The organism is Clostridioides sp. ZZV14-6009, from assembly GCF_020658095.1.
Lineage (GTDB): Bacteria > Bacillota > Clostridia > Peptostreptococcales > Peptostreptococcaceae > Clostridioides.
Window position 1 is genome coordinate 98,972 of sequence record NZ_JAGWDG010000009.1, and the last position, 26,009, is coordinate 124,980.

The 26,009-nt window shown below is 28.3% G+C and carries 29 protein-coding genes; 20 read left to right on the forward strand and 9 right to left on the reverse strand.

Features of this window, described 5'->3' with window-relative positions; all coding sequences use genetic code 11:
• Positions 1–11 precede the first annotated feature (11 nt).
• From eutD to KGF36_RS12745, 4 genes are all read left to right on the forward strand, one after another.
• A complete protein-coding gene (eutD, locus tag KGF36_RS12730; RefSeq protein WP_227828722.1) occupies positions 12–638 on the forward strand; it encodes an ethanolamine utilization phosphate acetyltransferase EutD in 627 nt (208 codons plus the stop codon).
• A 24-nt stretch (positions 639–662) separates the two neighbouring features.
• Positions 663–1,364 carry a TIGR02536 family ethanolamine utilization protein gene (locus KGF36_RS12735; RefSeq protein WP_227828721.1) on the forward strand — a complete coding sequence of 234 codons (702 nt, stop codon included), beginning with the start codon at positions 663–665 and terminating at the stop codon, positions 1,362–1,364.
• Between the two features lie 12 nt (positions 1,365–1,376).
• Entirely contained in the window at positions 1,377–1,649 is a 273-nt protein-coding gene (locus tag KGF36_RS12740; protein ID WP_227824686.1) for a EutN/CcmL family microcompartment protein, read from the forward strand.
• 61 nt (positions 1,650–1,710) lie between these two features.
• Entirely contained in the window at positions 1,711–2,184 is a 474-nt protein-coding gene (locus tag KGF36_RS12745) for a cupin domain-containing protein (RefSeq protein ID WP_227828720.1), read from the forward strand.
• Positions 2,185–2,231: 47 nt separating this feature from the next.
• On the opposite strand, the gene KGF36_RS12750 is transcribed toward KGF36_RS12745, so the two are convergent.
• The gene (locus KGF36_RS12750) at positions 2,232–3,062 is read right to left on the reverse strand and encodes a MerR family transcriptional regulator (protein ID WP_227828719.1); all 831 of its coding nucleotides are present in this window, start codon (positions 3,060–3,062) and stop codon (positions 2,232–2,234) included.
• Between the two features lie 303 nt (positions 3,063–3,365).
• Here KGF36_RS12750 and KGF36_RS20225 point away from each other — a divergent pair, with 303 nt between their 5' ends.
• Entirely contained in the window at positions 3,366–3,497 is a 132-nt protein-coding gene (locus KGF36_RS20225) for a hypothetical protein (protein WP_255287817.1), read from the forward strand.
• Positions 3,498–3,611: 114 nt separating this feature from the next.
• Here KGF36_RS20225 and KGF36_RS12755 read toward each other — a convergent pair whose 3' ends face one another.
• From KGF36_RS12755 to KGF36_RS12780, 6 genes are all read right to left on the reverse strand, one after another.
• Positions 3,612–3,896, reverse strand: a complete 285-nt coding sequence (locus KGF36_RS12755) for a DUF3795 domain-containing protein (protein WP_227828718.1) — start codon at positions 3,894–3,896, stop codon at positions 3,612–3,614.
• A 15-nt stretch (positions 3,897–3,911) separates the two neighbouring features.
• Complete coding sequence (locus KGF36_RS12760) at positions 3,912–4,169, reverse strand: TfoX/Sxy family protein (RefSeq protein ID WP_227828717.1); 258 nt, start codon at positions 4,167–4,169, stop codon at positions 3,912–3,914.
• 55 nt (positions 4,170–4,224) lie between these two features.
• Positions 4,225–4,740 (reverse strand): GNAT family N-acetyltransferase, encoded by a 516-nt coding sequence (locus KGF36_RS12765; RefSeq protein ID WP_255287816.1) that lies wholly within the window; start codon positions 4,738–4,740, stop codon positions 4,225–4,227.
• Positions 4,741–5,176: 436 nt separating this feature from the next.
• Positions 5,177–5,914, reverse strand: a complete 738-nt coding sequence (locus KGF36_RS12770) for an ABC transporter permease (protein WP_227850473.1) — start codon at positions 5,912–5,914, stop codon at positions 5,177–5,179.
• An 11-nt stretch (positions 5,915–5,925) separates the two neighbouring features.
• Positions 5,926–6,687, reverse strand: a complete 762-nt coding sequence (locus KGF36_RS12775) for an ABC transporter permease (RefSeq protein WP_227850472.1) — start codon at positions 6,685–6,687, stop codon at positions 5,926–5,928.
• A complete protein-coding gene (locus tag KGF36_RS12780; protein ID WP_227828714.1) occupies positions 6,687–7,601 on the reverse strand; it encodes an ABC transporter ATP-binding protein in 915 nt (304 codons plus the stop codon). Before KGF36_RS12780 ends, KGF36_RS12775 begins: the two co-directional genes overlap by 1 nt.
• A 193-nt stretch (positions 7,602–7,794) precedes the next feature.
• Here KGF36_RS12780 and KGF36_RS12785 point away from each other — a divergent pair, with 193 nt between their 5' ends.
• The 9 genes from KGF36_RS12785 to KGF36_RS20490 all read left to right on the forward strand — a co-directional run bounded on the left by KGF36_RS12785 (position 7,795) and on the right by KGF36_RS20490 (position 16,082).
• Positions 7,795–8,502, forward strand: coding sequence for a response regulator transcription factor (locus KGF36_RS12785; RefSeq protein WP_227828713.1), 708 nt, complete (start codon positions 7,795–7,797; stop codon positions 8,500–8,502).
• A gap of 39 nt (positions 8,503–8,541) precedes the next feature.
• Positions 8,542–9,948, forward strand: coding sequence for a sensor histidine kinase (locus KGF36_RS12790; protein ID WP_227842712.1), 1,407 nt, complete (start codon positions 8,542–8,544; stop codon positions 9,946–9,948).
• 1,073 nt (positions 9,949–11,021) lie between these two features.
• The gene (locus tag KGF36_RS12795) at positions 11,022–11,399 is read left to right on the forward strand and encodes a BlaI/MecI/CopY family transcriptional regulator (protein ID WP_227839774.1); all 378 of its coding nucleotides are present in this window, start codon (positions 11,022–11,024) and stop codon (positions 11,397–11,399) included.
• 408 nt (positions 11,400–11,807) lie between these two features.
• Positions 11,808–12,275, forward strand: coding sequence for a VOC family protein (locus KGF36_RS12800; RefSeq protein ID WP_227828710.1), 468 nt, complete (start codon positions 11,808–11,810; stop codon positions 12,273–12,275).
• Positions 12,276–12,327: 52 nt separating this feature from the next.
• On the forward strand, positions 12,328–12,774 hold the full coding sequence (locus KGF36_RS12805; protein ID WP_227854786.1) for a DUF3788 family protein: 447 nt from the start codon (positions 12,328–12,330) through the stop codon (positions 12,772–12,774).
• A 346-nt stretch (positions 12,775–13,120) separates the two neighbouring features.
• Positions 13,121–13,267, forward strand: coding sequence for a hypothetical protein (locus KGF36_RS12810; RefSeq protein ID WP_227854787.1), 147 nt, complete (start codon positions 13,121–13,123; stop codon positions 13,265–13,267).
• Positions 13,268–13,766: 499 nt separating this feature from the next.
• Positions 13,767–14,432, forward strand: a complete 666-nt coding sequence (locus KGF36_RS12815) for a methyltransferase domain-containing protein (RefSeq protein ID WP_227854788.1) — start codon at positions 13,767–13,769, stop codon at positions 14,430–14,432.
• Between the two features lie 388 nt (positions 14,433–14,820).
• The gene (locus KGF36_RS12820; RefSeq protein ID WP_227842709.1) at positions 14,821–15,618 is read left to right on the forward strand and encodes a MarR family transcriptional regulator; all 798 of its coding nucleotides are present in this window, start codon (positions 14,821–14,823) and stop codon (positions 15,616–15,618) included.
• Between the two features lie 269 nt (positions 15,619–15,887).
• A complete protein-coding gene (locus KGF36_RS20490) occupies positions 15,888–16,082 on the forward strand; it encodes an ATP-binding domain-containing protein (RefSeq protein WP_413840943.1) in 195 nt (64 codons plus the stop codon).
• Between the two features lie 391 nt (positions 16,083–16,473).
• Here KGF36_RS20490 and KGF36_RS12830 read toward each other — a convergent pair whose 3' ends face one another.
• Complete coding sequence (locus tag KGF36_RS12830; protein ID WP_227828705.1) at positions 16,474–17,253, reverse strand: hypothetical protein; 780 nt, start codon at positions 17,251–17,253, stop codon at positions 16,474–16,476.
• Positions 17,231–17,728: an RNA polymerase sigma factor gene (locus KGF36_RS12835; protein ID WP_227828704.1), complete on the reverse strand. Its 498-nt coding sequence runs from the start codon at positions 17,726–17,728 to the stop codon at positions 17,231–17,233. Before KGF36_RS12835 ends, KGF36_RS12830 begins: the two co-directional genes overlap by 23 nt.
• A 628-nt stretch (positions 17,729–18,356) precedes the next feature.
• On the opposite strand from KGF36_RS12835, the gene KGF36_RS12840 reads away from it, so the two are divergent.
• The 6 genes from KGF36_RS12840 to KGF36_RS12865 all read left to right on the forward strand — a co-directional run bounded on the left by KGF36_RS12840 (position 18,357) and on the right by KGF36_RS12865 (position 26,009).
• The gene (locus KGF36_RS12840; protein ID WP_227854789.1) at positions 18,357–19,064 is read left to right on the forward strand and encodes a hypothetical protein; all 708 of its coding nucleotides are present in this window, start codon (positions 18,357–18,359) and stop codon (positions 19,062–19,064) included.
• A 412-nt stretch (positions 19,065–19,476) separates the two neighbouring features.
• Positions 19,477–20,484, forward strand: a complete 1,008-nt coding sequence (locus KGF36_RS12845; RefSeq protein ID WP_227854790.1) for a nuclear transport factor 2 family protein — start codon at positions 19,477–19,479, stop codon at positions 20,482–20,484.
• Between the two features lie 40 nt (positions 20,485–20,524).
• Positions 20,525–21,811 carry an ester cyclase gene (locus tag KGF36_RS12850; RefSeq protein ID WP_227854791.1) on the forward strand — a complete coding sequence of 429 codons (1,287 nt, stop codon included), beginning with the start codon at positions 20,525–20,527 and terminating at the stop codon, positions 21,809–21,811.
• Positions 21,812–21,997: 186 nt separating this feature from the next.
• The gene (locus KGF36_RS12855) at positions 21,998–23,272 is read left to right on the forward strand and encodes an MFS transporter (protein WP_227828700.1); all 1,275 of its coding nucleotides are present in this window, start codon (positions 21,998–22,000) and stop codon (positions 23,270–23,272) included.
• 40 nt (positions 23,273–23,312) lie between these two features.
• On the forward strand, positions 23,313–24,911 hold the full coding sequence (locus KGF36_RS12860) for a sodium:solute symporter (protein WP_227854792.1): 1,599 nt from the start codon (positions 23,313–23,315) through the stop codon (positions 24,909–24,911).
• Between the two features lie 75 nt (positions 24,912–24,986).
• Positions 24,987–26,009 (forward strand): LacI family DNA-binding transcriptional regulator, encoded by a 1,023-nt coding sequence (locus KGF36_RS12865; protein ID WP_227842704.1) that lies wholly within the window; start codon positions 24,987–24,989, stop codon positions 26,007–26,009.

Genomic DNA, 26,009 nt, shown 5'->3' on the forward strand with positions numbered 1-26,009 from the left:
GGGGGATATTTATGGAAAACCTATTAAATGAAATAGTACAAGAAGTAGTAAGTAGAGTTAAAAAAGAAGTATTTATAGAAGTTGAAGCATCAGGAAGACATGTACATTTAAGTGAAGAAGATGTAGAAAAACTATTTGGCAAAGGATATACATTAACAAAATTAAAAGATTTATCTCAACCAGGTCAATATGCTTGTAAAGAAAGAGTTACAATAATTGGACCAAAAAGTACATTAAAAAATGTTGTAGTTCTTGGACCTTGTAGAAAGGAAACACAAGTAGAAATATCTTTAACAGATGGTTCTATATTAGGATTGAAGCCACCAATAAAGCAAAGTGGAGATTTAGAAAATACCTTAGGTATTAAAATAGCTACAGAAAAAAGGGAAATTGAACTTCAAAAAGGTCTTATGGTAGCAAAAAGACATATACATATGTCGATAGAAGATGCCAAAAAATTTAATGTGGTAGACAATGAGATAGTTGAAGTTAAAGTATTTGGAAAAAGACCTTTAATATTTGATGATGTAGTTGTTAGAGTTAGTGATAAGTTTAAAACTTATATGCACATAGATTACGATGAGGCAAATGCATGCGCATTTTCAAAAGGAAGTATTGCAAAGATAATAAAGAGATAGCTATACACCTAGAAAGGAAAGCTTATGGATTATAACAATCTTATAGAGATTATAGTAGAAGAACTTTACAAAAAAATAAATATTACGAATATTGGTTGTATAGAAAATGAAAATAGAAAAAAATTAGTTATATTATATGAAAATGATAAAAGTAAATTTGATTTATTAAGTGATAAGTTTAATATAGAAATATTTGATAATGATACAAAAGATTGTGATGTAGTAATAGTATCAAAACTTTGTATGAGAGGTATTTGCAATTTAGCATTAGGAAATAGTTTTTCAAATGAAGAAAGATTTCTATTAAAAATGCTTATGAAAGGTAAGAAAGTATATGTGTTAGATGGAGGAATAGAATACAAACTCTATAAAGACACTGCACCTAAAACACTATACAATAAATACAGAGCGTATGAAGATGGTATTTGTAAATATGGAGTAAAGATTATAAAGGATTTAAATGAGATAACATTAAGTGAAGTAGCGTTTAATGAAATAGCATTTAGTGAGGAAAAGTTTAAAAAAGAAATATTGAATGAAGAAAAAGTAAAAATAGATGATAAGTTTAGCATAGACTTGACGCATAAAAGGCTTATATCGGAGTCTGATTTGAGAAAGCCTATGATAAATGGAACTAAGGATATTATCGTAAGTCAAAATAGTATAATAACTCCATTAGCTATGGATTTTATAAGAATACATAATATAACAGTAAAAAGAATATAGTGGAGGAGACTTATGGAGATAGGAAAAATAGTTGGTAATGTATGGGCAACAAGAAAAGATGAAAAGTTAAATGGACAAAAATTCTTAGTTGTGAAACTATTAAATGCTAAAGATACATATAAAGAAGGCTTTTTAGTAGCTGCAGATAATGCAGGGGCAGGGAATGGAGATTTAGTCCTTATAACGAGAGGCTCTGCTGCCAGAACTTCAATAGAAAGACAGAGTGTTCCAATAGATGCAACTATAGTTGGAATAGTCGATTCTCTTGAATTTGCGGATGAGTAACAGATGAGTAAAAGTATTGATGCTATAGAGTTTAATATAAGAGTTAAGGAGGTAATAAGAGATGGATATAAGTACGTTAGATAAAGATATATTGGAAGTATTAGTTAGACAAATAATAGAAGAAAATTTAAATGGTTCTAAAAATAATGTGGATTTTGATAGACACAAAGATATAAGTGGAATAACTTCTATAAGATTACCAAGAGTAAAGGTAGATGAAAGTAATAGATTAGATACTGGCAATCCAAATGATATAGTTTATACAAAAGATTTATTTACCTTAGAAGAAAGTCCAAGATTAGGTTGTGGAATTATGGAAATGAAAGAAACAACTTTCGATTGGACATTAAATTATGATGAAGTAGACTATATAATAGAAGGAACTTTAGACATATTAATAGATGGCAGAAAGATAACAGCATCTGAAGGGGAGCTAATACTTATACCAAAAGGAAGTAGTATAAAGTTTTCAGTACCTAATTATGCTAGGTTTATATATGTAACATACCCAGCAGATTGGGAATCACAAAAGTAAGTAAAAAGGCTATGGTAAGCTAACAATCATAGCCTTTATGTAATAGACTATATTTTTTTTACTGGAACTTGAATTTCCATAAGCGTTTCATTTAAGTAACTAGTAAGAGTCACATCTATTTTAAATATCTGATAAATATCACCATTAAGGCATAGGTTGTGTTCACTCATATACTCTTTTATAAAATCAAAAGACGGATGGTATCTTTCAAGTTCATCACCATCATAATACATAGAAAGATATAATCCACCTGGAACAAGCTTTTTTAAAGAGGACTGTACATCGTTGTCTTCTACGAATATAAATGGAGATAGAGGAATATAATCTTGCGATTCGTCTAAAATCGAATCATTACCATAAGCACCCACTCTATCGCTTGCAACAATTGGAGCAATCTCATTTAAATGAGATTCTAATTCAGTTACAGCAAGAGCTAATTCATGAGGTCCACCAGTTGGTTCATCAAAGGTAATCATATATCTATCTGGAAGTGTAAGCTCTGTAATTGTATTTACTGGAGATAGAGAATTTAGTTGTTTTAAAAATTCAACTTTTTTATTTAATACCTTTTCAAGTTCTATTTTTTCTCTGATTTCTGAGTGAAGTGTTTCTTGGTATTTTTCAAAAATTTCAATAGATTTTTGGAAATTTCTGTCATTAAAATAACTTGTAATATCATTGATACACATTCCTAATTGTCTTAATTCTTTTACAGTTCCTAACTCTTCGTATTGAAGGATAGAGTAATATCTATATTTAGTATTAGGGTCTACATAGTTAGGTTTTATAAGATTTATTCTGTCGTAATATCTTAGTGTTTCACTTGTAAGATTTCTAAGTTTTGCTAATTGGGTAATTGACAAAAGTTTATTATGCACAATATTTACCTCCTATTTTAAGCTAAAAATTTTAAAAGGAAAGATAGGTTTTTAATAGACGTCATATAAGGTGTTTAAATAAACTTTTTAGGAAAATGTAAACTAATTTAATTTGATAATACTAAATTATATTAATTTTCTTAACATAATAATCATACCAAAAAACAGGCAAAAAGTGAAGTATAAAGAATTGATTTTCTATGACCATTTTTATGGGAAAGTAAATATTGATTAAATGATAAAGTGTCTGGTATTACTTAGATTAAAAGCAATTAATTTATTTTATTAAAAGGCATACAATTATTGGAAAGACTAAAAGATAATTATGAAAGAGCTAGAAATAACTATGAAAGACTAAAAGATAACTATAGAGAATTAAAGAATAATTATAAAAGGCTAAAGAGTGATTATGAAAGAGTTAAATATAAGATATAAAGGAGCTAAATATCAGTTTTGAGTAATAATTAAAACTATTTACTTAGCTCTTTTATAATACATCACTCATCATATGTATCTTAAAATAATATGTATTTCAATCCATGAATTAGATTAATTAAGAGAATCATTTAAAGCTTTTTCTTCATTTAGCCACTTTCTGCATTGTTCAATCTTTATTGTAGGGTCAAAACCTTGGTCTTTTCCCATATTTGAAAGCATATCACAAGGGAAAGTATCACATTCTCCACAATGGTTAAGTTCTTTGCTTTCACAGCAAGTCTTAACCTTACATTCACCACCCCAAAATGGGCCTTTCATTTGAGTACATCCTTTACAATTTACTTTCTCTTTTCTTGTACAACTATTACAGAGTACACCACATCTTGATTCAAACATATAAACACTCCTTTTCTAACACTTAAATATATTATAAAATTCTTTTAATTCTTCCTTTTCATCTGAAGATAATTGACTTTTTCTGATGCCTTGAATTGCAGCTTCTAATGAATATAGACGGTTAATACATGCAGAAGCATCAATAGATTTTATTTTTAACCATGCCTGTTTGCTACCTATTTCCTTTAACTGTTCATAGTTTGTGATTCCAACTTGGTTTAATTGACCCTCAACTACAGGACCTATATTTGGCAATTTAGAAAGTTCACCCATCATATCACTCCTTATCTCTTGAATATTCAACAAAATTACTAATCATAATTTATAACTACTGTTCAAAAAACTCCTTTGCATATTCTACAACACCAGATACTTCTTTCAACCCATTGTCTAGTAGTTCTATAGCCATAAAATTTTCATCTGGTACTTCAAATGGAGCTTTTATATTAAACTTACTTGCCACTTGATAGCCAAACTTAGGATAATATTTGTCATGACCTAAAACTACACAACCTTTATATCCTTTTGACTTTGCAATTTTATGTCCTTCTTCAATTAACTTTGAACCTATTTTTTTACCTTGAACATTAGGAGAAACTGATACTGGTGCTAGTGCAAGTAGTACATCATTTTTAACCTTTATTTCTGTAAATAGAATATGGCCAACTATATTTCCATCGTCTTCAGCTACAAGTGAAAGTTCTGGAACAAAGCTAGTACTATTTCTTAATCGATTAACAAGGTTTTGTTCATCATGGTCAGAAGATTCTTCATTTGCAAATGCAGACTTAACAACTTCATATACTTTATTTTTGTCACTGGCTTTTTCTTGTCTAATTATCATTTTAATTTATCCTCCTGTGGATTAAGGCTAATTCTAGAAAATAAAATAGCAATGTACTATAGTCTTATCACTAGTTTTATCATTTTTTATTATAACTTTGCTCTTTTACAATTCGTATAAAATATAAATAATCTTTTCTTCTTCTCCTTCTTTTTATTTACAATTATTTACCAATTTAGTAATTTGTTTTCAGTCATATTACTAGATTGAATTTCATCTATACATATTATATTTTATATTAATAAACAAGGGAAGAGTAGATACTAAAAATATGTGAATTTTTAGAAGTAAGTATCGATTTCCCATGTTTGTTCCATAATTTCTTTTTTTAAAGATTATAAATAAATAATATATTTGAATTACTTATCATAGATACTTTGTTTATTATAATACAAAAGGGTGACACCATCTTGTCATATATACTTTTATTATAATATTAAGATATAACATCATTTTTTCTAAAGTTTCTCTTAGCGATTTCAGAAAATATTATAGTAGTAGCAAATGCAACACATATTGTAACTATAGTATCGTTAACATTTAAAGCAGATTGCTTTATAATACCCATAGCACTTCCTAACATAGAGTATGGGAAAAATATTCCAATAGAAGGTTGTGCTACTAGTAAGCCCATTCCAAATAGAGAAAGGCAAAGACTGATACCAATAGGAGTAGCAAAACTTCTAATCTTTATAGATAGGTATAGTTGTATAGAAGCTATTGAAATGGAAATAATCCAACCCTTAACAATCCAGCCAGCAAGTTCATTAGGTACACTTTGGGAAAATCCAATCATATTTCCAGCAACTATGTAAAAAATAACAAAAACAATTTGAGTAATAGCTGTAAGTATTGAAATAACTATAAGCTTAGATAAAAAAATATTTTTTAAATTGATTGGAAGTGTCATTACATTATTCCAATTATGATTCATATGTTCAAGTCTACAAACATAGGCACAAAAGATTGCTATTAATATAGGAAAGAAAAACTCACCATAAAATAGACTAACTTGAGTCCACAAGCTATACCATTCTTTCTTAAGGACACCTTGATTTAGATAAAAGTTTCCAGAACCAATTAGCACACTTATAAGTGGTAAAGCCAATAATATATACCATATAAAAGAATTTTTTAACTTTAGGATTTCTCCCAGAACCGATTTTCTTAACATTTAAATCCCTCCTATATTTCCTTTTTTAATAAATGATTTTTTCCAATATAATAAATTAACATTCCAACAAAGAAGATTAAAACAGTCATTGAAAAATTCATATTTACCTTGTAAACTGATGAACCAAGGGCAGTGTCATAGGCATAATTTAGAGGCGTTAATTCTATGTAATAAGACCATATAAATAATCTACGAATACCTTGAAAAAATAATCCTGATGTTAAACCTATAAAGCTACCTAACATACCAAGCGTAACAGCAAGCATTTGATTTTGGAATACAGTTGCAACCCATTGGTGCAGTGCTATTATAGCTATACTAACAAGTATTGTGCCTAAGGTATATTTGATAATTAAGGACATAGAAAATGGTTCGATAAAGCCCTTAAAAGACGCAAAACCTAAAATAGCTAATATTTGTAAGAGTATAGATACTGATATCAAAATAGTGGAGCATAAAAATTTAGAAAAATAAATACTGTTTAAGGGTGTAGCAGAAGATTTTAAAAGTTTCCATGTATCTCCTTTATGTTCTATATCGCTTATTCGTGAAGTAATTATTGATATTAAAATAGGAAAAAATAATCCGTTTAAACTTGTAAAACTCATAATCATGTATGAATATTCAAATCCACTTAGCATGTCTGGATTTTTTGTAAGAGCTCTGTTTGAATTCATGATACACCACATTATCTCAACAGCTACAAATAAAAATGTCATCAAAATAATTTTCTTTCTTTTAATCTTATAGAATTCTAAACTAAGATATTTCATTATAAAGTCACCGCCTTGCCAGTAAGTTCAAGGAATATATCCTCTAAGCTCTTTTTATGTTCTTCTATTCTAAACACATCCATATTTGAATGTACAAGTATGTTATTTACTTTAGCTACATCCGTATCTTTTAAATTCTCAATAGTTAAATATCCATCTTGTATAAGTGACATATATCCTTGTGTATTTAAAAGTTTTTGAGCAGATATTGGATTTTGTGTTTTAATAGCAATATGACTTTGACCTTTATCATGAAGTTCTTTTATACTATCTTGAAAAACAAGTTCGCCATGATTTATTATTCCTATTGATGTGGCGATTTGGTCAATTTCACCTAGAAGATGACTGGAAATAAGAACTGTCATACCATATTTTTCTGGAAGAGATTTTATTAGTTCTCTAATCTCTTCAATTCCAGCTGGGTCAAGTCCATTTGTAGGCTCATCAAGTATCAATAATTTAGGAAACTTCATTATTGCCATGGCAATACCAAGACGTTGTTTCATACCTAGTGAATATTGACTGACCTTCTTATTCTTTTGATTTTCTAGTCTTACTATTTTTAAGGCTTCATGTATATTTTTTTTAGGTAAATCTAAAAGTCTTTGCATAATAGTCATATTTTCAAGTCCTGTCAAGTGTCCATAGTATGATGGAGATTCTATCAATGAGCCAATGTCATTTAAGATTGATATCCTGTTTTTATCGTTTAATTCTTTGCCTAAAATACTAATATTTCCTTGTGTAGGCTTTGCAAGTCCAAGTAGCATTTTAAGAGTAGTGGATTTACCAGCACCATTAGGACCTAAAAAGCCATATACAGCTCCTTTTGGGACTCTAAGGTCTAAGTCTTTTACTCTAAATATTTTATTGTATTCTTTTGAAAGTCTGTTTGTCTTAATTATCATTTCCATATGTTTTATCCTCTTTTCTATAATTTAGTATGAATTTTTATGACTTACATATAGTAGTGTTTGTAGCTTATATTAATACAATAAAGCACTTACATTTCAGCTAGCTGAAGTTTACCTTACGATAACCTTAAATAGTCTATTGAGGTAAAGTTATAAAAATGGGTATATGATATACTTAGGAAGGGTGATGATTATGGAAACAATAAAGGATAAAAAAATACTTGTGGTTGATGACCATAAAGAATTATTAAAAATGATAGATGAAATCTTAAGAAAAGAGGGATTTAATAGAATTTTTCTAGCATCTAGTTATGAAGAAGCTGTGAGAGTATTTAAAAATATAAAACCAGACTGTGCAATTTTAGATGTAGTGTTGCCAGATGGAGATGGCTTTTCTATTATGAGAAAAATTAGAGAAACGTCTAAGATACCAGTTATTTTTCTTTCTGCAAGAGGAGAGGATGAAGATAGATTGATTGGTCTAGGTTTAGGGGCTGATGATTATATAGTAAAGCCATTTTTACCTAAAGAACTTACTTTAAGGTTAGTAGGTATATTAAATCGTGTATATATTCCTATGAAGGAAGATGAGTTGCCAGTATTTAAACTAGGAGATTATGTTGTTGTAAATTTAAATACTGCATGTGTGAAAAAAGATGGACAAGAAATATCTTTAACTGCTAAAGAACATTCCCTGCTTTTAAAGCTTTATGAAAATAAAGGGCGAATTGTTACTAGTGATGCACTATGTCAAGCTATATGGGGGGATGACATGTATGGGTATGAAAATACTCTTATGGTACATGTTAGGAGAGTTAGAGAAAAGATAGAAGAAGCTCCATCTTCTCCTAAGCATCTTCTTACAGTAAGAGGGCTTGGATATAAGTTAATTATTAATTGATTTATGCCATATGAAGATTTCAAGAGGAGGGATTTAATTTTGGATAGTGTAAAGTATATATTAAGACGATTTATAGGTTCAAGTATCTTGATTTCATTATTTCTAATTATCTTAAACATAGCAGGATTTTTGATATTTTCATATGTAACTTTTGTATACCCATACTCTGGCGAATCAGATACAAGCAATAGCGGAGAAACTAAAGCAAATTTAATGATGCTTGAAGAAAAGTTAACTTTAAAGGATGGTAAGTTTGTCTTGGATGAATCTAGTAAAGAGGTGTTACACAAAAATCAAGCTTGGGCAATGCTAATTGATGATAATGGGGACAGAATATGGGAGTATGATTTACCAAACGAAATACCAAAGCATTATACTTTAACGGATGTAGCTAAGTTTTCAAAATTTTTTTTAAAAGACTATCCTGTGTATGTATGGGAACATCCTGATGGGCTTCTAGTTACAGGATATCCCAAAGACAAGTATACAAGGTTTAACCTTACTTATACTATTAATGAAATAGACCAATTTCCAAGGTTAATATTAATTATGCTTTTGCTTAATGCAATGATTACTTTTTTAATAGCTTTATTTATAGGATTAAAAATGATAAAATCTATAAAGCCAATTATTACAGGGATGAAGCTTATTTCAAAGGGCGAGCCAGTACTTCTTCAAGAAAAGGGGATACTTAGCGATATTTCAAAATCTATTAACTCTGTATCTAGAGAATTACAGGAAAAAAATGCAAAGCTTAGAAAAAGAGAAGAAGCTAGGTCTAATTGGATTGCAGGAATATCTCATGATATAAGAACACCACTTTCAATGATAATAGGATATGCTGGAGAGCTTGAGGAAAGTAAAAATCTTTCTCAAAGAGAACATGAGCAAGTATATATTATATGTAATCAAGGTATTAAGATTAGGGAATTAGTAAGCGACCTTAACTTAGTCTCTAAATTAGAATACAATATGCAAGCATTAGATTGCGGTAAAATTAGAGTTTCTGCTTTCTTAAGAGAGGTTGTTTCTGATTTTATAAATAATAATTTGGATAATAACTTTTATATTGAGCTTAATATATTGGATGAAGATATTATTATAGATGCAGATAAAAAGTTATTAAAAAGAGCAATTAGCAATTTGATACAAAATAGCATAACTCACAATCAACATGGGTGTAATATAAATGTAGTTTCAAGGTCTGATTTAGATTTTTGCTATATAACTATTGAAGATGATGGAAAAGGTATAAGTAAAGATAAAATTAGTTATTTATTGAAGCATCAATATAATTTGAGTGATGCATATGCTAAAGGTCAGAATCATGGTCTAGGGCTTTTAATAGTAGCAGGTATTATAAATGCACATAAAGGTAAATTAGATATCATAAGTGATAATTGTCAAGGTCTAAAAATAACTTTAAAATTACCACTATTAAAGTAATATTTTATAATGAAATAATGAATAAGCGTGAACAATGAAAATATTTTGAAAATAATTTTATTATTTATTGACAAAAATACTCTATCATAGTAGAATAAATATAAATTCTTTTCTTGTCAAGTTTTATTAAATAAAATAGTAACTTTTGCTTTATGCGCTTAGAGCTAAGTTACTCATGGTATCAAAATTTTCATAGGAATAATATATTTTGGAATTATTGTAAGATTGTTAAACTCTTTAAATAGTTCCCTTTTTTTAAATATTTTTCAATAATACTTAAAATGTTATTGACAAAAATATTCTACTAAAATAGAATTATAATATAGTAGTTTTTAATTTTGAGAAGACGATAATCAGATTTTAAGAGCAGATTTAATTAGAAAAACTTTTATGTAATTATTAGAAAAATATTTTATTATAACTTTGTATTTAGAGCGAAAAAGTATTTTAAATAGACATTTTTTGACCATATAAACTCTACTAAAGTAGAGTTTTGGTGTCTGATTTTTAGTTATATCAAGTGTAGATGTCTAGATATGTTGAATTAAATTAGAGCTATAAAGAACTGTTGAGGAAAAGGTTTGGATTATAAAAGATACAAACGAATATTCAATAAACTAGCAAAATTTAATTGTATAAAGTGTAATTATTAAGACTGAGATTACAATATTTAAAATCGTAAATTAAGATTGAGATTACAGTATTTAAAATCGCAAATGATAGATTATTTTTTTAAAAGTTAGAGAAGCAATAAGTCAAAATTAAAAGAAGTAAGATTACTAAAATATAAATGCTTAAAATTAGAAAGAAAAACTTAAGAGAAGGGAGAGCTACTGAGACAAGTATCCAGAAGTATATAGCTGAGTACAAGATATTTCATAAAACTAAGCAATATAAAGTAATTTTGACACTATTTACATATGTTTATTATGTACAAATAGCTAACTTTAGAATTTAAGATTGAGAAAATCTTATAAAATCACAGTAATTTAAATGAATATAATATCAATTAAATTGATGAAAATTTTACTGTGGATATTGCTTGTCTATATTCTGAGTAGCAAAGGTTTATTATGCCGATAAAAAAGCTGCCACAATCAGAATTTAAGATAATGAAATTTATATGGAAAGTAGATTCCAAAATAACATCAAAAGATATTATTTTAGCTATGGAGCAAAAATATCAATGGAAGCAAACGACAACTTTAACTGTTTTATCTAGATTAGTAGTTAAAGGATTTTTAAATTCTAAAAAGATAAATAAACATACACAGTATGAGATTTTAATTGCTGAAAAAGATTACTTGAATTTTGAAACAAGAGAGTTTTTTAGTAATATTCACGATTCCTCTATAAAAAGTTTATTATTATCACTGCATGCAGATGATAATATAAGTGAAGAGGATATACTTTTTATTGAAGCGTGGTTAAGAAGTATTAAAGAAAAATAAGAAAAGAAGATTAAAGAAAAATAGTAGCTATTTGTAAAATAAAACATGATACCTAAAAATATGAAAACTTATTTTTAGAAATTTTTCGAGCTTGTATAGTATAAACCTAAATCATATACAGTATATTTATGATATATAGTATATTTGACTTTGAAAATTATAAATGGTTTGTAATATGAACCAAAATAAAATTAAACATGAGTGTAAATTAATGATGGACAATTCTATTAATTCAATATAAAAAGCTACCTTTAGTTATCAATTAAATAACTATATTTAGGGTAGCTTTTTGTATGGAGATTGTAGTTGTGTAAAATACATAATCAAATAATTTTTGTAAATATGACATATAGCTTTCAAGTTTAAATTGATATAATAAAATAATAATAGAAATTAGGGGGTACATTTATGAAATATCAATGTTCATTATTGGCAGTAAATAATGTAGAAGTGTCAAAAAAGTTTTATGGAGAATTGTTTGACCAAAAAGTTGTGTTAGATTTAGGTAGAAATGTAACTTTTAGTGGGGGATTTGCAATACAAGAGGATTTTGCATGGTTAACAGGGCTAAATCCCGATACAGTTGTGCAAAAGTCACACAATATGGAACTTTATTTTGAAGCTGATGATTTTGATAAATTTATTGAAAAACTTAAATCATATAAAGATGTAGAGTATGTTCATCAACCACTAAAATATGAATGGCAACAGAGGGTAGTGCGTATTTATGACCCTGATAAACATATTATCGAGGTAGGAGAATCTATGGAAGTTATAGCTAGAAGATATTTAGATGAAGGGTATTCTGTAGAAGAAGTTTCTAAGATTATTCAACATCCAATTGAATTTGTGGAGGAATGTAAAAAAAGTGAATAATTTTGATACTAGTATTTTCAGATTAAAAATAAATCAAAAGTGGTGATTAAAATTGTATGAAAGAATGTTGAATAAAAGTGTCATGCCATCAGAAAAAGAGATTTCTGAGTATGTGGGCAAAAATCATTTTAACCTTATTTTGTATCTTGAGAATTTATTAGATAAAAAATATGATTTACGTAAAGAATTAAGATTTCCTTTTGGAAATAATTATGGCTGGGGATATAAGTATTCACATAAAACAATGCATCTATTTTATGTGTTTTTTGAGAAAGATTGCTTTACAGTAACTATTCAAATTGGAAGTAATGATGTAGATAAGCTATTAGATATACTGGATAACTTATTGCCAAAGACAAATGAATTTTGGGATAAGCGATACCCTTGTGGAAGTGGAGGATGGATAAATTATAGAGTGGAGAATGAGAAAGAGCTTGATGATATTTTAAAGATTATTGAAGTTAAAAAAAAGCCTTCTAAAAATTTAAAAAAAGTTTAGGTAGTTAGGAGCTTAATGATTAACAGGATTAGGATAATAAATGAGAGTAACTATAAGATAGTAAGTCAATAAGAATTAAGATAATAAGTAAATATAATTAGAATAATAAATAAATTGAGAATAGCTCATATAAAATAATAGTATTTGACAGGGTTAATAAAGTATATTAAAATGAACGGATATTTATAGGCAAGAGTATTGAGATAAAACGTATACTAGAAAAATAAACTATACTTTAAAATGAGTTAATACTCACAGTATTTTGAGATATAGTTGACTTTTAAAGTATAAGCATATTATAGAACTCTTGTATAAATATGTATCAGTTAAATATTATTATAAAGGAGTGATTAGTATTAAAGCAAAAGAACTTTATAAAAAGCTAGACATAGAATTTGATATTAAAAATATTGATGATGATTGGAGTTTTATGAATTTTGAAAATGATTTTATTACTCCAGAATTTAAGAAAACAAAAATAAGCAGTCAGTAAAAATTTGTGTTTACTGACTGCTTATTTTATTGTTTTTAGAATAGTATCTTAATTAGCTTTATAATGTAGTGTCGTAATGCTCTCTGGAGAGTTTAAAAAATTGTCGCAGAGTTAGATTCTTTTAGTTATTCCAAAGTTCATGTCTATTTGCTTCTTTATTTGTTCATATTTTATAACTAACATATATCAAAGCTATTTTTACTACTCCTCTCTAGAATACTTATTTTTCGATGTTTTTTTATAGTATTATTATGATAAACTATATTTTATAAGTATTTATTTTAAATTATTATAAATATTAATTTTAAAATAATAGAATTATTATATTTATGAGAATAAATGGTATAATAAAAGGTAAAGTGTCAAATATCCGCTAAATTAAATAGATTAATTAGTATATACATTAAAATAGGAACAATTTAAATAAATAATAATTTATAAGGAAAGGAAAGATAGAATGATATTTACGAAAAGTAATAAATATGACAAAGAGTTCCTCATGAAAAACATGATGGGGCCTAATTGTATAAAAATACTAGAGGAAATGACAAATAAGATAAAATTAGAAAAGGGAATGCGTATTTTAGATTTGGGATGTGGAAGAGGTATATCTTCTATATTTTTAGCAAATGAATTTGATGCAACTGTATTTGCAACAGATTTGTGGATAGAACCAACTGAGAATTATGAAAGATTTAAGGACTTTAACTTAGATAATAAAATATTTCCAATACAAGCAGAGGCACATGAATTACCTTACGCAGAAGGTTTCTTTGATGCAGTAATAAGTGTTCACTCTTATCACTACTTTGGAAACAAAGAAGGTTTTTTAGAAAATCACATATCGCCTCTTGTAAAAGAGGGTGGAATAATTGCAATGGCAATGCCAGGATTAAAACAAGATTTTGTAGATTGTATACCTGATGAACTTATTCCATTTTGGCAAGATAATATGAATTTTCATTCTCTTAAATGGTGGAATGAACTTTGGTCAGAATCGGAGTCTGTGATTTTAGAGAAATGTGAAGCTTTAAGTTGTCATGAAGAAGCATGGCAAGATTGGTTAAACTGCGATAATTCTTATGCAAAAAATGATAAAAAAATGATGGAAGTAGAAGATGGTAAGTACTTTAATACAATTTCTCTAATAGCTAGAGTTAAATAAAAGTTGGAGTTAGATAAAGATTAGAGTTAGATAAAAATTCAAATACAAAGATAATTATTTAAATACAAAATGATTTTTTAAAGAATTTATACCCAATTGGACTATTTAGGTTGATTGGGTATTTTTATTTTGTAATAATATATTGTAGTTTTTAATTTGAAAAATCAAACTTGATTATTTATTTAAAAGAGACAATACAAGTATTTTATTATGGTGCTGAAAAAGCATAAAAAGTGTAGTAAAGTATTAAAATATTTGACAAATCCAAGGCTTGCTCTTATACTCAATACAAGTAAGGTACCTTTTTAAAGGACCTATTTGAAAAAAATTATATAATTAGTAAAGTGCATGATTACAAAATTAATAATTAATTTAGGAGGTAAAAATCATGAATGAAACTCAAGATGAAAATTTATTAGAGCAATTTTTTAAAGTACAATCATTACTACATAAATTTCACCTTCAAAATCATAAATCACATGGTTTTTTTAGAGGAACGCATAGAGGTCAAGGAAGAGTATTATCTATGCTAAAAATAAAGCCAGAAATTACTCAAAAAGAACTATCATATTTGCTTGATATGAGACCTCAATCTTTAGGTGAATTGCTTTCAAAACTAGAAAATCAAGGATTTATTACTCGTACCCCTTCAGAAAAAGACCGTAGAGTAATGGTAGTAAGACTAACATCAAAAGGTATGGATGAAATTAATAAAATTGAGCAGGAAGAAGACCCAACTAATAAAATATTCGATATTTTAGAAAAAGAAGAAAAAAGCATTCTAAGTGATATTCTTATTAAGATTACTAATGAGTTGGAGAGAACTATAAAAAATGATGATAATATTAATTTTGATGGGTCGCATATGGGACCACACTCAAGACCATATCCTGGTCAACGCTTAGGTTTTAATGGAAGAGAAGGCTTTGGAATGGGACATATGGATTCACGTCCAAATCCACATGAGAGTTCTCAAGAAGGAAAAGAGTTTTATAGTTCACGTATGGAAGCATTTCAAGATTTTTTTAATAGAGAAGAATTTTTTGAACAAATGATGAAACAGCATCCGGGATTTTTTGAACAGATAGTAAAACAACATCCAGAGTTTTTTAAGAATAAGAGATTTGATGAACAGAATGTATCTAAGGATGAAAAGCATAGCGAAAAGGATATTAATGAAGATTAGAAACTATTTATCTTTCTACTATAAAAATATGTAATCATAGATGAAGCATAGGATTACACTCCATTACAATATGAAATATTTTATAAACTCTTTAATTCTGCAAATATGACGATATAAAAGATTATAAACAGAAAAATTATAAATCTATTGGTATCATAACAAAGACAGTTCGTGAAACTAGAGAAGTATACGAGTTTGTAAAAGAGAATGATGTTGATGTACAATGTATAACAAAAGATGATGACGAGTATATAAACGGTGTGTTAATAATGCCTTCATATCTATCTAAAGGGCTTGAATTTGATGTGGTTATTATATATAATGCAAGCAATAAAAATTATAATAATGAAGATGAAAGGTTGCTCCTTTATACTTGTTGTACAAGAGTTCTTCATGTGCTAAACATATATTATTTAGACGAGATAAGTTCTTTATTAAAACATATTAAAGTAAGATTAAAGTAATACTAAAACGATATTAAAACAACATTAAAACAATATTAAAATAATGTTGAAGTAATATTAAAACAATGAAATTTTAATTCTTATATAATTTTTTTAGGCTTATTATATATTTATTATATATTTATTATGTATTTGTAATGAATATTTAGATGAGTATTTTATCATAAAGTTAAAGCCCTTAAAATCCAAAATAGATGTTTTTTAAGGGCTTTTTAGTATATTATTTAACTAGAATTTGTATAGCAGTTAAATAGCTAGAATCTGATATATAAATTCTAAAAAAAATATTAATATAAAAGAGATGGTTATGTTTACTAATAAATAAATTAAAGTCACAAATAATAGACTCATAAATAATTCAATCGTTGGCTATGTTTTATATTACTTATCTTTATTTTGTATCTATTACTTCATGAGCCATCTCTACTAAATCATTCATAGATAAACCTGAGTCTTCAACTATAAATGAGTAATAAACTCCATTTTGTTTCCAACTTAAATACTTATATTCATTAACTTCCACCTCACCTGACCACTCACTAAATGTATATTTACCTGATTTTTCATCAAGTTTATCCTGTTCTGTCATTTTATAACCTTCTGGTACATACTTTTGCTTGAATTCATCATAAGAAATATTTACATCTTTGTACGTATCTACAACTTTTATATTCTCAGAATCTTTTCCAAGTATATTATTTGATGTTTTAAGAGATATTTCATCATTACCATTTTCATACTTGATATTAAGTGATTTTAATTCTCCTAAAATATTACCTTGTTTATCAAGTCCTTTTTCCTTTTCAATATATCCTCCTTTAAATTTATATCCATTACTAAATTCAGAAACTATATTAGGCGCAAATTTAAAGTCTTTTTTTACTTGTTCTGTAGTTGGGACAGATGTATAGGTAGCCTTATTACTTGTACTTGAAAATAGACTAGATATTTCTCCTACTGCAAGAGCTGTTGTACTTAACAGTAGAGTAACAGCCAAAGTTGCAATTAAGCTCTTTTTGAATGATAATTTAAATGGTGATTTATGTGTTTTATTATTAATCATGTTATAATTTTCCTCTCTTTCTGGTAGACTATTTAATGTTTTATTTAATCTATTATGAAAGCTTTCTGGAGCTTTCGGGAATGAATTATTTAACTTGTCTTTGTTCATACTTTACCTCCATATCTTCTAATTTAGTTTTTAATAATTTTCTACCTCTTGATAATCTGCTTTTTACAGTTCCTTGAGGTATATCTAATATTTTTTTAATCTCATCTATTGAATATCCCTCGATATAATAAAGAACTATTGGAATCTTAATTTTTTTAGATAAACCTTGAATAGCAATATATAAATCACTGTAATCATCTTTTTCTTCTACTTTTTTGTTATTGAGAATTTCTTCAAATGGTAGAATATTAAACTGTTTACGCCTTAATGAATTACATTCATTTATGACTATTCTAATCAACCAAGTCTTAAAATATTGTTGTTCTTTCAGTGAGTCTAATTTTTCATATGCTTTTAAAATAGCATTGTTAACAGCATCCTCACAATCTTGGTCGTTTCCTAAAATAGACTTAGATACACGATACAAAGTCTGTTCTGACTCAAGAATATTATTAATAAATGTAGTTTTATCCAATTGTATTCCTACCTTTCCATGCAAATCGTAGCGCTACTTTTTTGCTTTACACTTATTAGATAAAATTTTACTATAAATGGTTCACTTTTTTTAAAATAATTATTTTTAATTGAAGTTTAGGAAATAATTAGATAAATCTACATTTCTATGAAGTAGCACTACTTTTTTGCCTTACACTCATTAGATAAAATTTTACTATAAATGGTTCACTTTTTTTAAAAGTAATTATTTGATAAATTGAAGTCTAGGAAACAGTTTGATAAATTTAAGCAATTTAATAAAAAATTATACATGATAATAAATATGTGCTTTTCTATACAACTTTTTCATGCCATAATTTTCAGGTTTAAAAGTAAGTCAAAACAAATTAAGCTAAGACTAAAATAAATTAAAAATCCTAAGGTTTTGTTATGCATACTATAAGAATCATTTTATTAGTAGAAGCATCTTTAATTTTTTTCATTTTAAAAAGAGAAAATAAAAGAAATTAAAAAAATGCAAAGGTACCTTAAAAATAGTATTGACAAAATTATAAGGTACCTTTATAATTAAAAATAAATAAGGTACCTTAATAAAAACTAAGAAAATAAATTAATAGAAAAAATCGGGTTAATTAGGAGGAGTTAATATGAATTATTACAAAGATAAAAGAGAAGGATTTACAGGATTTGAAGATTTTGAAATGAGAGGACATCATAAACACCAAGAACACTATGGAGAACATAATAAATATTCGCAACATCATGGTCAAATGGGATATGGGGGTCCTCATAGACATCCATGGAATCATATATGTGAAGGGTGTAAAAGATTTGAAATGATGCGTCATGAAAACTTTGGGCCAAGAGGATACGAAGGAAATCATGAACATGCAAGATGCAGAGGTCATGAAGGATTTGGGTCAAGAGGATATGAAGGAAATCATGGCAATAGAGAGTATAGAGGTCATGAGGGATTTGCCCCAAGAGGGTACGAAAGAGGAGAATATAGAGGTCATGAAGGAAGTCATGAGCATAGAGAGTGTAGAAGTCATGAAGGATTTGCCCCAAGTGGTCATGAAAGAAGTTACAGAGAATCTAAAGACAATGAAGAATTTGATGCTAAAAATTATCAAGAAAACAATGAATATCAGAAATACGGAAGATTTGAAAATCAAAATGTAGATGAAAAAATAATGTCTGAAAATAAAGAAGATGCTGAGAAAAATAATATAAAAGAATATGAAAAAATTGATGAATCTAAAACAGCAACTGATGAACAAATAGAATCTGTTCAAAAAAATAATACTAAAGAAGAAATGAAATGTGAAGAAAAAAAATGCGTTGATAAAAAGTAGAATTAGAAATTCAATAAATCAACAAATAAATATTAAAAAATAAACACCAGAATACAAATAAAAACATATTAGATTGACTAAATCAAAAAGGTGACAGCTTTAAAAAGACTGTCACCTTTAATTTTTTATAGCCATTTATTGGTGCAAGTATTTCAATAAATATGGGAGGTAAAGATTATTTTTATTAGCAAGGATAAAAATCCTATAAATTTGAGTAGACATAAATTACAATTTACATTTTTATGATAACATTTTCTTTACAATTTTTTAGATATATGTTAATATTTAGAAAAATGCATATGTATTCATAAAATAGCCTAAAAACAAATAAAAAAGCTACAAAAGAGAAAACGTATGCAATGAAGAGTCAATAAAGTTAGATTATACTTTATAAATTTGGGAGGATATAATCATGGGAAAATATCAAGAATCAAAAAGAGTTGTAAGAAATTACTTTGAAGCATTAGAAAACGCCAATGGAGATGAAATTAAAAAAATTTTAAAACAGTACATGAGGTCAGAATATGACTGGAGAGGCGTATATCCATTTCGTGAACAAAGAGGAGTTGAAAATGTAGCAGATACATTTTGGAAGCCTTTAAAAAATTCATTGAGTAATATGCAAAGACGACAAGATATCTTTATTGCAGGTACTAATGAAATTGATAACAGTGAGTGGGTAATGAGTATGGGTCATTTTATGGGGCTTTTTGATAATGACTGGCTTGGTATTAAGCATACTCGCAAGATGATTAGCTTAAGATACGCAGAATTTAACTGTGTGCAAGATGGTAAAATTTCCAAGACTGGATTATTTGTAGATATAATTGGATTTATGATTCAGGCAGGTGTCAATCCATTGCCACCACAAACAGGTTCATATTTTGTATATCCAGGACCAATTGACCACAATGGACTACTTTTTGAAGATGCAGACGAAGTAGATGGGGTTAAGACTTTAGCATTAGTCAATAAAATGGTAGATGATTTATCTGAATTAAATGACAGTGGTTCTATGGGATGTCCACCAGAGATACTTGAAAAATCATGGGCTAAAGATATGATTTGGTATGGACCAGGGGGGATTGGAGCTTCTTATACTATACCTAGATATCAAGAACAGCATCAATTGCCATTTAGAAATAATTTAAAAGGAAAGACTTTTAATGGACATGTATGTAGATTTGCAGAAGGAAATTTTGCTTGTTTCTTTGGATGGCCTAACTTAAGCAATATCCCATGTGGAGGATTTTTAGGATTGCCAGGTGGAGAGGTTAAGGCAGATATGCAAGTTGTTGACGTTTACTATCGCAAGGGAGATAAACTTAAAGAAAATTGGGTGTTAATTGATATTCCTTACTGGCTAAAACAACAAGGTCTTGATATTCTTGAAAGAACTAAAAGTATTTTTAATGCTTAATTTTTAATAATTAATTTTGAATACGTATTCAAGAGGGGGGATGGGATGCAAATTGAAATATATTGATAAAAATGATGTAAGAGAAAAAGATAAAGAGAAAGTAAATGCAAAAGAAGTTGATATAAGTGAGCTTAAATTAAGTAATGTTGAAGTAAATAAAGCTAATACAGATAAAATCAATGAGAATAATACTATTGAAAAAGCTGAAGAAATTACATTGAAGGGAGAAGCAAATATGGAGTCTACAAAAATTTACTATGGAGATTCGCTAGAAGTAACACCTGTTGGAGTAATGGATTATAATGATTTTTCAAATCAAACAAAAAGGGAGCAGAAATTACCTGGATTTGATTCCAAGTATAGAGACTTTATAGACTATATTATGAAAATTACACATAATATTTGGGAAGAAAAAGGTATTGGAGTTATTTATGATACATATCACAATAATGTGACAATGCACTGTGGTTCTTCTAATTTAGTTGGTATAAAAGATGTTATCTCGAATACTCTTCAAACTCTACATGCATTTCCAGATAGAAGGCTGATTGGTCAAAATGTAATATGGTCTAATTTTGGTGCTGATGGTTTTTTGTCTTCTCACCGTGTTTTGTCTACAGCAACTAATTTAGGTGATAGTAATTTTGCTCCAGCAACTGGAAAGAAGATAAATTTTAGAACTGTAATTGATTGTGCTACAACGAATAATAGAATCCATGAAGAATGGCTAGTTAGAGATAATCTATGGATTGTTACTCAGTTAGGGTTAAATCCTCAAGAAGTGGCAAAAAATATGGCAAAGGCAAGTGCATCTAAAGTATTGAGCTTACAATCAACCTATGGTATTTGTGAGTCTATGGATGGCCAATTTATGCCAGCAAAGTATCAAGCTAAAGATGATTCTGTTGGTGAAATGATGCTTGAGATGACAAGTCGTATTTACAATTATAAATATATAAATGAAGTTAAAAAATATTATCACGATAATGCAGTAGTACATTTCATATGTGATAAAGATTTAAATGGGTATGATGAGATTCAAGGAATGATTGTAAGTTTACTTGCTTCAATTCCAAATGGAAGTTATGAAGTAGAAAGAGTAACTTGTAATCAAAAGGAAAAAAATGAAGGGTATGATGTATCTGTGAGATGGAGATTACGTGGAATAAATGAAGGCATTGGATTTTTTGGACAACCTTCTGGAAAGCATGTAGAGGTAATGGGAATTAATCATTATCATGTACTACAAGGTAAGGTAAAGGAAGAATGGATGACTTTTGATGGTATGGATGTTTTGAAGCAGATGTATATGGGTGTAGAAGAGTAAATGGGTTTATAGTATAAACATCTTTAGAAATTATATAAGTAAATATTCTTGTTATAAAGATTGAACAAGAAATATGTATAGAATTTAAACAAGAAATGTATATAAAACTTAAATAAGAATTATGTATGAAAAGTAAAAATTGAAAGTTTTAGGGATAGTATGCTTAACAGTAAGGGAGGGGTAATTATGAACAATATGAAAACAACAGATGTGATAGAAAATGATATTATACTAGGAAAAGATTATTCGAATCTAAAAAGGGGAATTGCATTTTTTTCCATTGCATTAATATACTTTTTTTATTGCTATAATTTTATGGTAGGTACTTTTATTAAACCAACAATGATTTATACTTTGGCAGAAGGCGGGTTTGGTTTTTCATTAAAACAGACAGAAGAAATATTTGCTGTCATGTCCTTTGGTACAATTCCAGGTACATTCATTTTTGGAGTGATTTCTACAAAGCTTGGTAAAAAGAAAACTTTAATTAGTGTAGCTTTATTAATTGGGTTGACAACTTTTATTCCAATGTTATCTCCTACAAATATTATATTGTGGAAAATTGCACGTTTATGTACAGGGGTAGTATTGGGTGGTGTATTTGGAACAGCGATGCCTCTAGTTGCGGATATGTTTCCAAGTAAATATCGTGGTAAGTTAGCTGCTGTATTAACTGCTTTATTTTCGCTAGCCATGATTTTTGGCGGGAAAGTGTATGGATTTTTAGGTGATGCAAATTGGCAAATATTAATGTATACTGCGATTATACCACCTATAATTGGAGCTATTTTAGCATTTTTCTTTGTACCAGATGATTCAGAGTATACAAAAGAATTGGTTAAAAAAGGAAAAGAAACAGGTGAAAAAATTAGCTATGTAAGTATGTATAAGGGGAAATATTTGTGGATTGGATTAGGAACAATTATTTTATCAGGTGCTAATTTTACAGCATACTCAGCATTTTCAAACAATGCAACTACATATTTGGTAACAGGAATGGGAATGACAGCAGCAGTAGCAGGTTCTATATATAGTTTACAAGGAATTGGGCAGTTAGTAGGATATTTATTCTGGGGTTCAATAGCAGATAAATTTGGAAGAAAAGTACCTTTTATAGGTATGGCATTAGCGGCAGTATTTGTCTTTATATATACAAAACTAGGAGGAAATAATACAACAGCATTTTATATGATATCAGTATTATTAGGTATTGCTGTTGGATATTCTGGAGCATGGGGAGCATACTATACAGAATTATTCCCAAGTAAATATCGTTCATTGTCCTCGGGAATGTCATTCAATGGAGGAAGAATTATATCTACATTTGCAATCCCTGCAATAGCTGGTACAGCTTCAGGGGCTTTAGGTATGACAACTATTTTTTATATATCAACAGCAGTATTTGTAGCAGGTGCTATTGTATGGCTGTTCTTACCAGAAACATTAAACAAGAAAGAATAGAATTCTAAGAACTATTTTGTTAGTTAGAAAGGGGTGGCTTATGATTTCAGTAATCGATGTGTGTATTATAGTAGGATATTTGCTATTAATGTTGGTTATTGGTTATTATTCAGGAAAAGATAATAAAAATCAAGAAGATTATTTCTTAGCAGGTAGGTCAATGCCATGGATTCCAATTGCTTTGTCAGTTGCTGCTACTATGATTAGTGCTAATGGATTTATAGGGGGTCCTGGATGGGCATATATGGATGGAATGTATCCAGTGATGGTTAACATTACAGTCCCTTTAGCAATATTTTTTGCACTGAGCATTACCATCCCAGTTATTTATAGATTAAAAATAACATCTGTATATGAATATATGGGACTTCGTTTAGGCAATTATTCAAGAGGATTAACTATTATTCAATTTTTTATCAATTCATTGATTCAAGCAAGTTCTATGGTGTATATACCAGTACTTATTATTCAGATAATCACTGGTTGGTCACTTTATATTTTGGTTCCAATAGTTGTATGTGTAGCAATTATATATACACTACTAGGGGGAATTAAAGCAGTTATATGGACTGATAGTATTCAAATGGTAGTAGTAATAAGTGCTGTATTTATAGTAATTATGACAGCACTAAAAGGAATGAATCTCGGTTTTTTTGATACATTGCAAATTGCACAACAGAGCGGTAAATTAAATACATTTGATTTTAGTATGGATATTTCAATTACAAATACTTTTTGGGCTACTCTGATTGGTGGAACTGTAATGTGGATAAGATATTTCTGCTTTGACCAATCTCAAGTTCAAAGAGTTTTGACATCTAAATCTTTAAAAGGTGCCAAAAATTCTTTTGTAGTTAGTGCATTTGTTATGAATTTAGCTTACTATTTTATGTTATTAGTAGGAGTGATTTTATTTGTTTATTATAAGGGAAGAGCATTTGAAACTACAAATGAAATAATGATTACTTTTATTTTGAATGAACTTCCAGTAGGGGCAATTGGAATTATTATTGCTGGTGTATTTGCAGCAGCGATGTCTAGTATTGACTCTATATTAAACAGTATGACAACTGTTTTTACAAAGGATATTTATGAGTTTTATTTTAAAAAAGATAATGAGGAATCGTCATTAAAAGTCACGATGATTATAACAATGATTATAGGTATTGTTATGACAGGTTTTATTATTATGGGATTTGGAGGAAGCATCAAATCAATTATTGACCTTGTTGGTAACTATATTTCATATTTTGCTGGTCCAGCTACAGGTGCATTTATATTGGCTATGTTTACGTACAAAGCTCATGATAAAGGGGTCTCTATTGGTTTCATCATAGGATTAGTTTTAGGCTTTTTTATTTCTAATAAATATAATGTGAGTTGGTTGTGGAATCCAGCAATAGGTGCTACAATAACATTAATATTTGGATATATTTTTAGTATCATTTTAAAGAATAATCATAATATAGAAGATATTAAAAAATATACTGTATTTGGTATGAGAAAAGAACTTATTTCGCAAGGAATAGATAAAGTAGATGGAGTATCTGTATTGCCATTTTCTTTAGGGAAACAAGAGTTAATTGTGTTAGTTTTTTTCGTTGTCCAATATATAATCTTATTTTTAATACAATTTTAATAAGAAATGTAAGATGTTTAAGAAGAAGTAAAAGATGCTAAAAAGAAATACAAGATATTTAAGGAGAAATACTAAATGAATCAAAAGAAAGTTCATTATAATAAATCGGCTACTTCAAAAGATGTTGCAAAACTAGCAGGAGTATCGCAGTCATCAGTTTCAAGAGCATTTGGTAGTGCAAATGGAAAAGGTGTAAAACCTGAAGTAAGAGAAAAAATTTTCCGTGTAGCAGATGAAATTGGTTATGTTCCCAATTTAGTTGCAAGAGGAATGATTAGTGGCAAAACAAATGTTATAGGATTGATAGTTGGTGATAATTTAGGTCCATTTTACAACAGAATTATTAACTTATTTGTGGAAAAGATTCAAGAAATAGGTAAACAGTGTCTTGTTTTTAAGGTTCCTAGACAAGAAAGAATAGATAATATAATTTCAAGAGTAATTCAGTTTCAAGTGGAAGCTGTGATTATTACAGCTTCAGCTATGAATAAGGTAATGGCTGAGACATGTGAAGAAAATAATATTCCCGTGATTCTTTTTAATCGTTTTATACCAGGTATAAAAATAAGTACGGTCTATGTGGATCCAATTGAAGGTGGAGGAATGGCTGCTGAATACCTAATTGATAGGGGACATAAAAATATAGGATACATTCAATTTACAAGAGAAACAAGTGAGGAAATGGAAAAGAAAATTGGATTTTATTCTAAATTAAGACAAAATGGAATTCACAACCTTAAAGAAGAGTCTGCAAATTATGATTATGATTCTGGATATGAAGCTGGAAAGAGAATGCTAGCATTATCAAGTCCTCCAACAGCAATTTTTTGCACAAGTGATTTGATAGCTATGGGTGTAATGGATGCTGCAAGATTTGAGTATAAATTGAAGATACCAGAGGATTTATCAGTAATGGGATATGATGATATTCAGATGGCTTCATGGAAAAGTTATAGTTTAACAACGATTAGACAACCATTAGACTTATTAATTGGAAAAACGATTAATATACTTAAAATTTTATTAGAGGAAGATGATTGTGAGCCAGTAGTTGAAATGCTTAAGCCTGAATTGATTGAAAGAGATTCTACAGTTTAG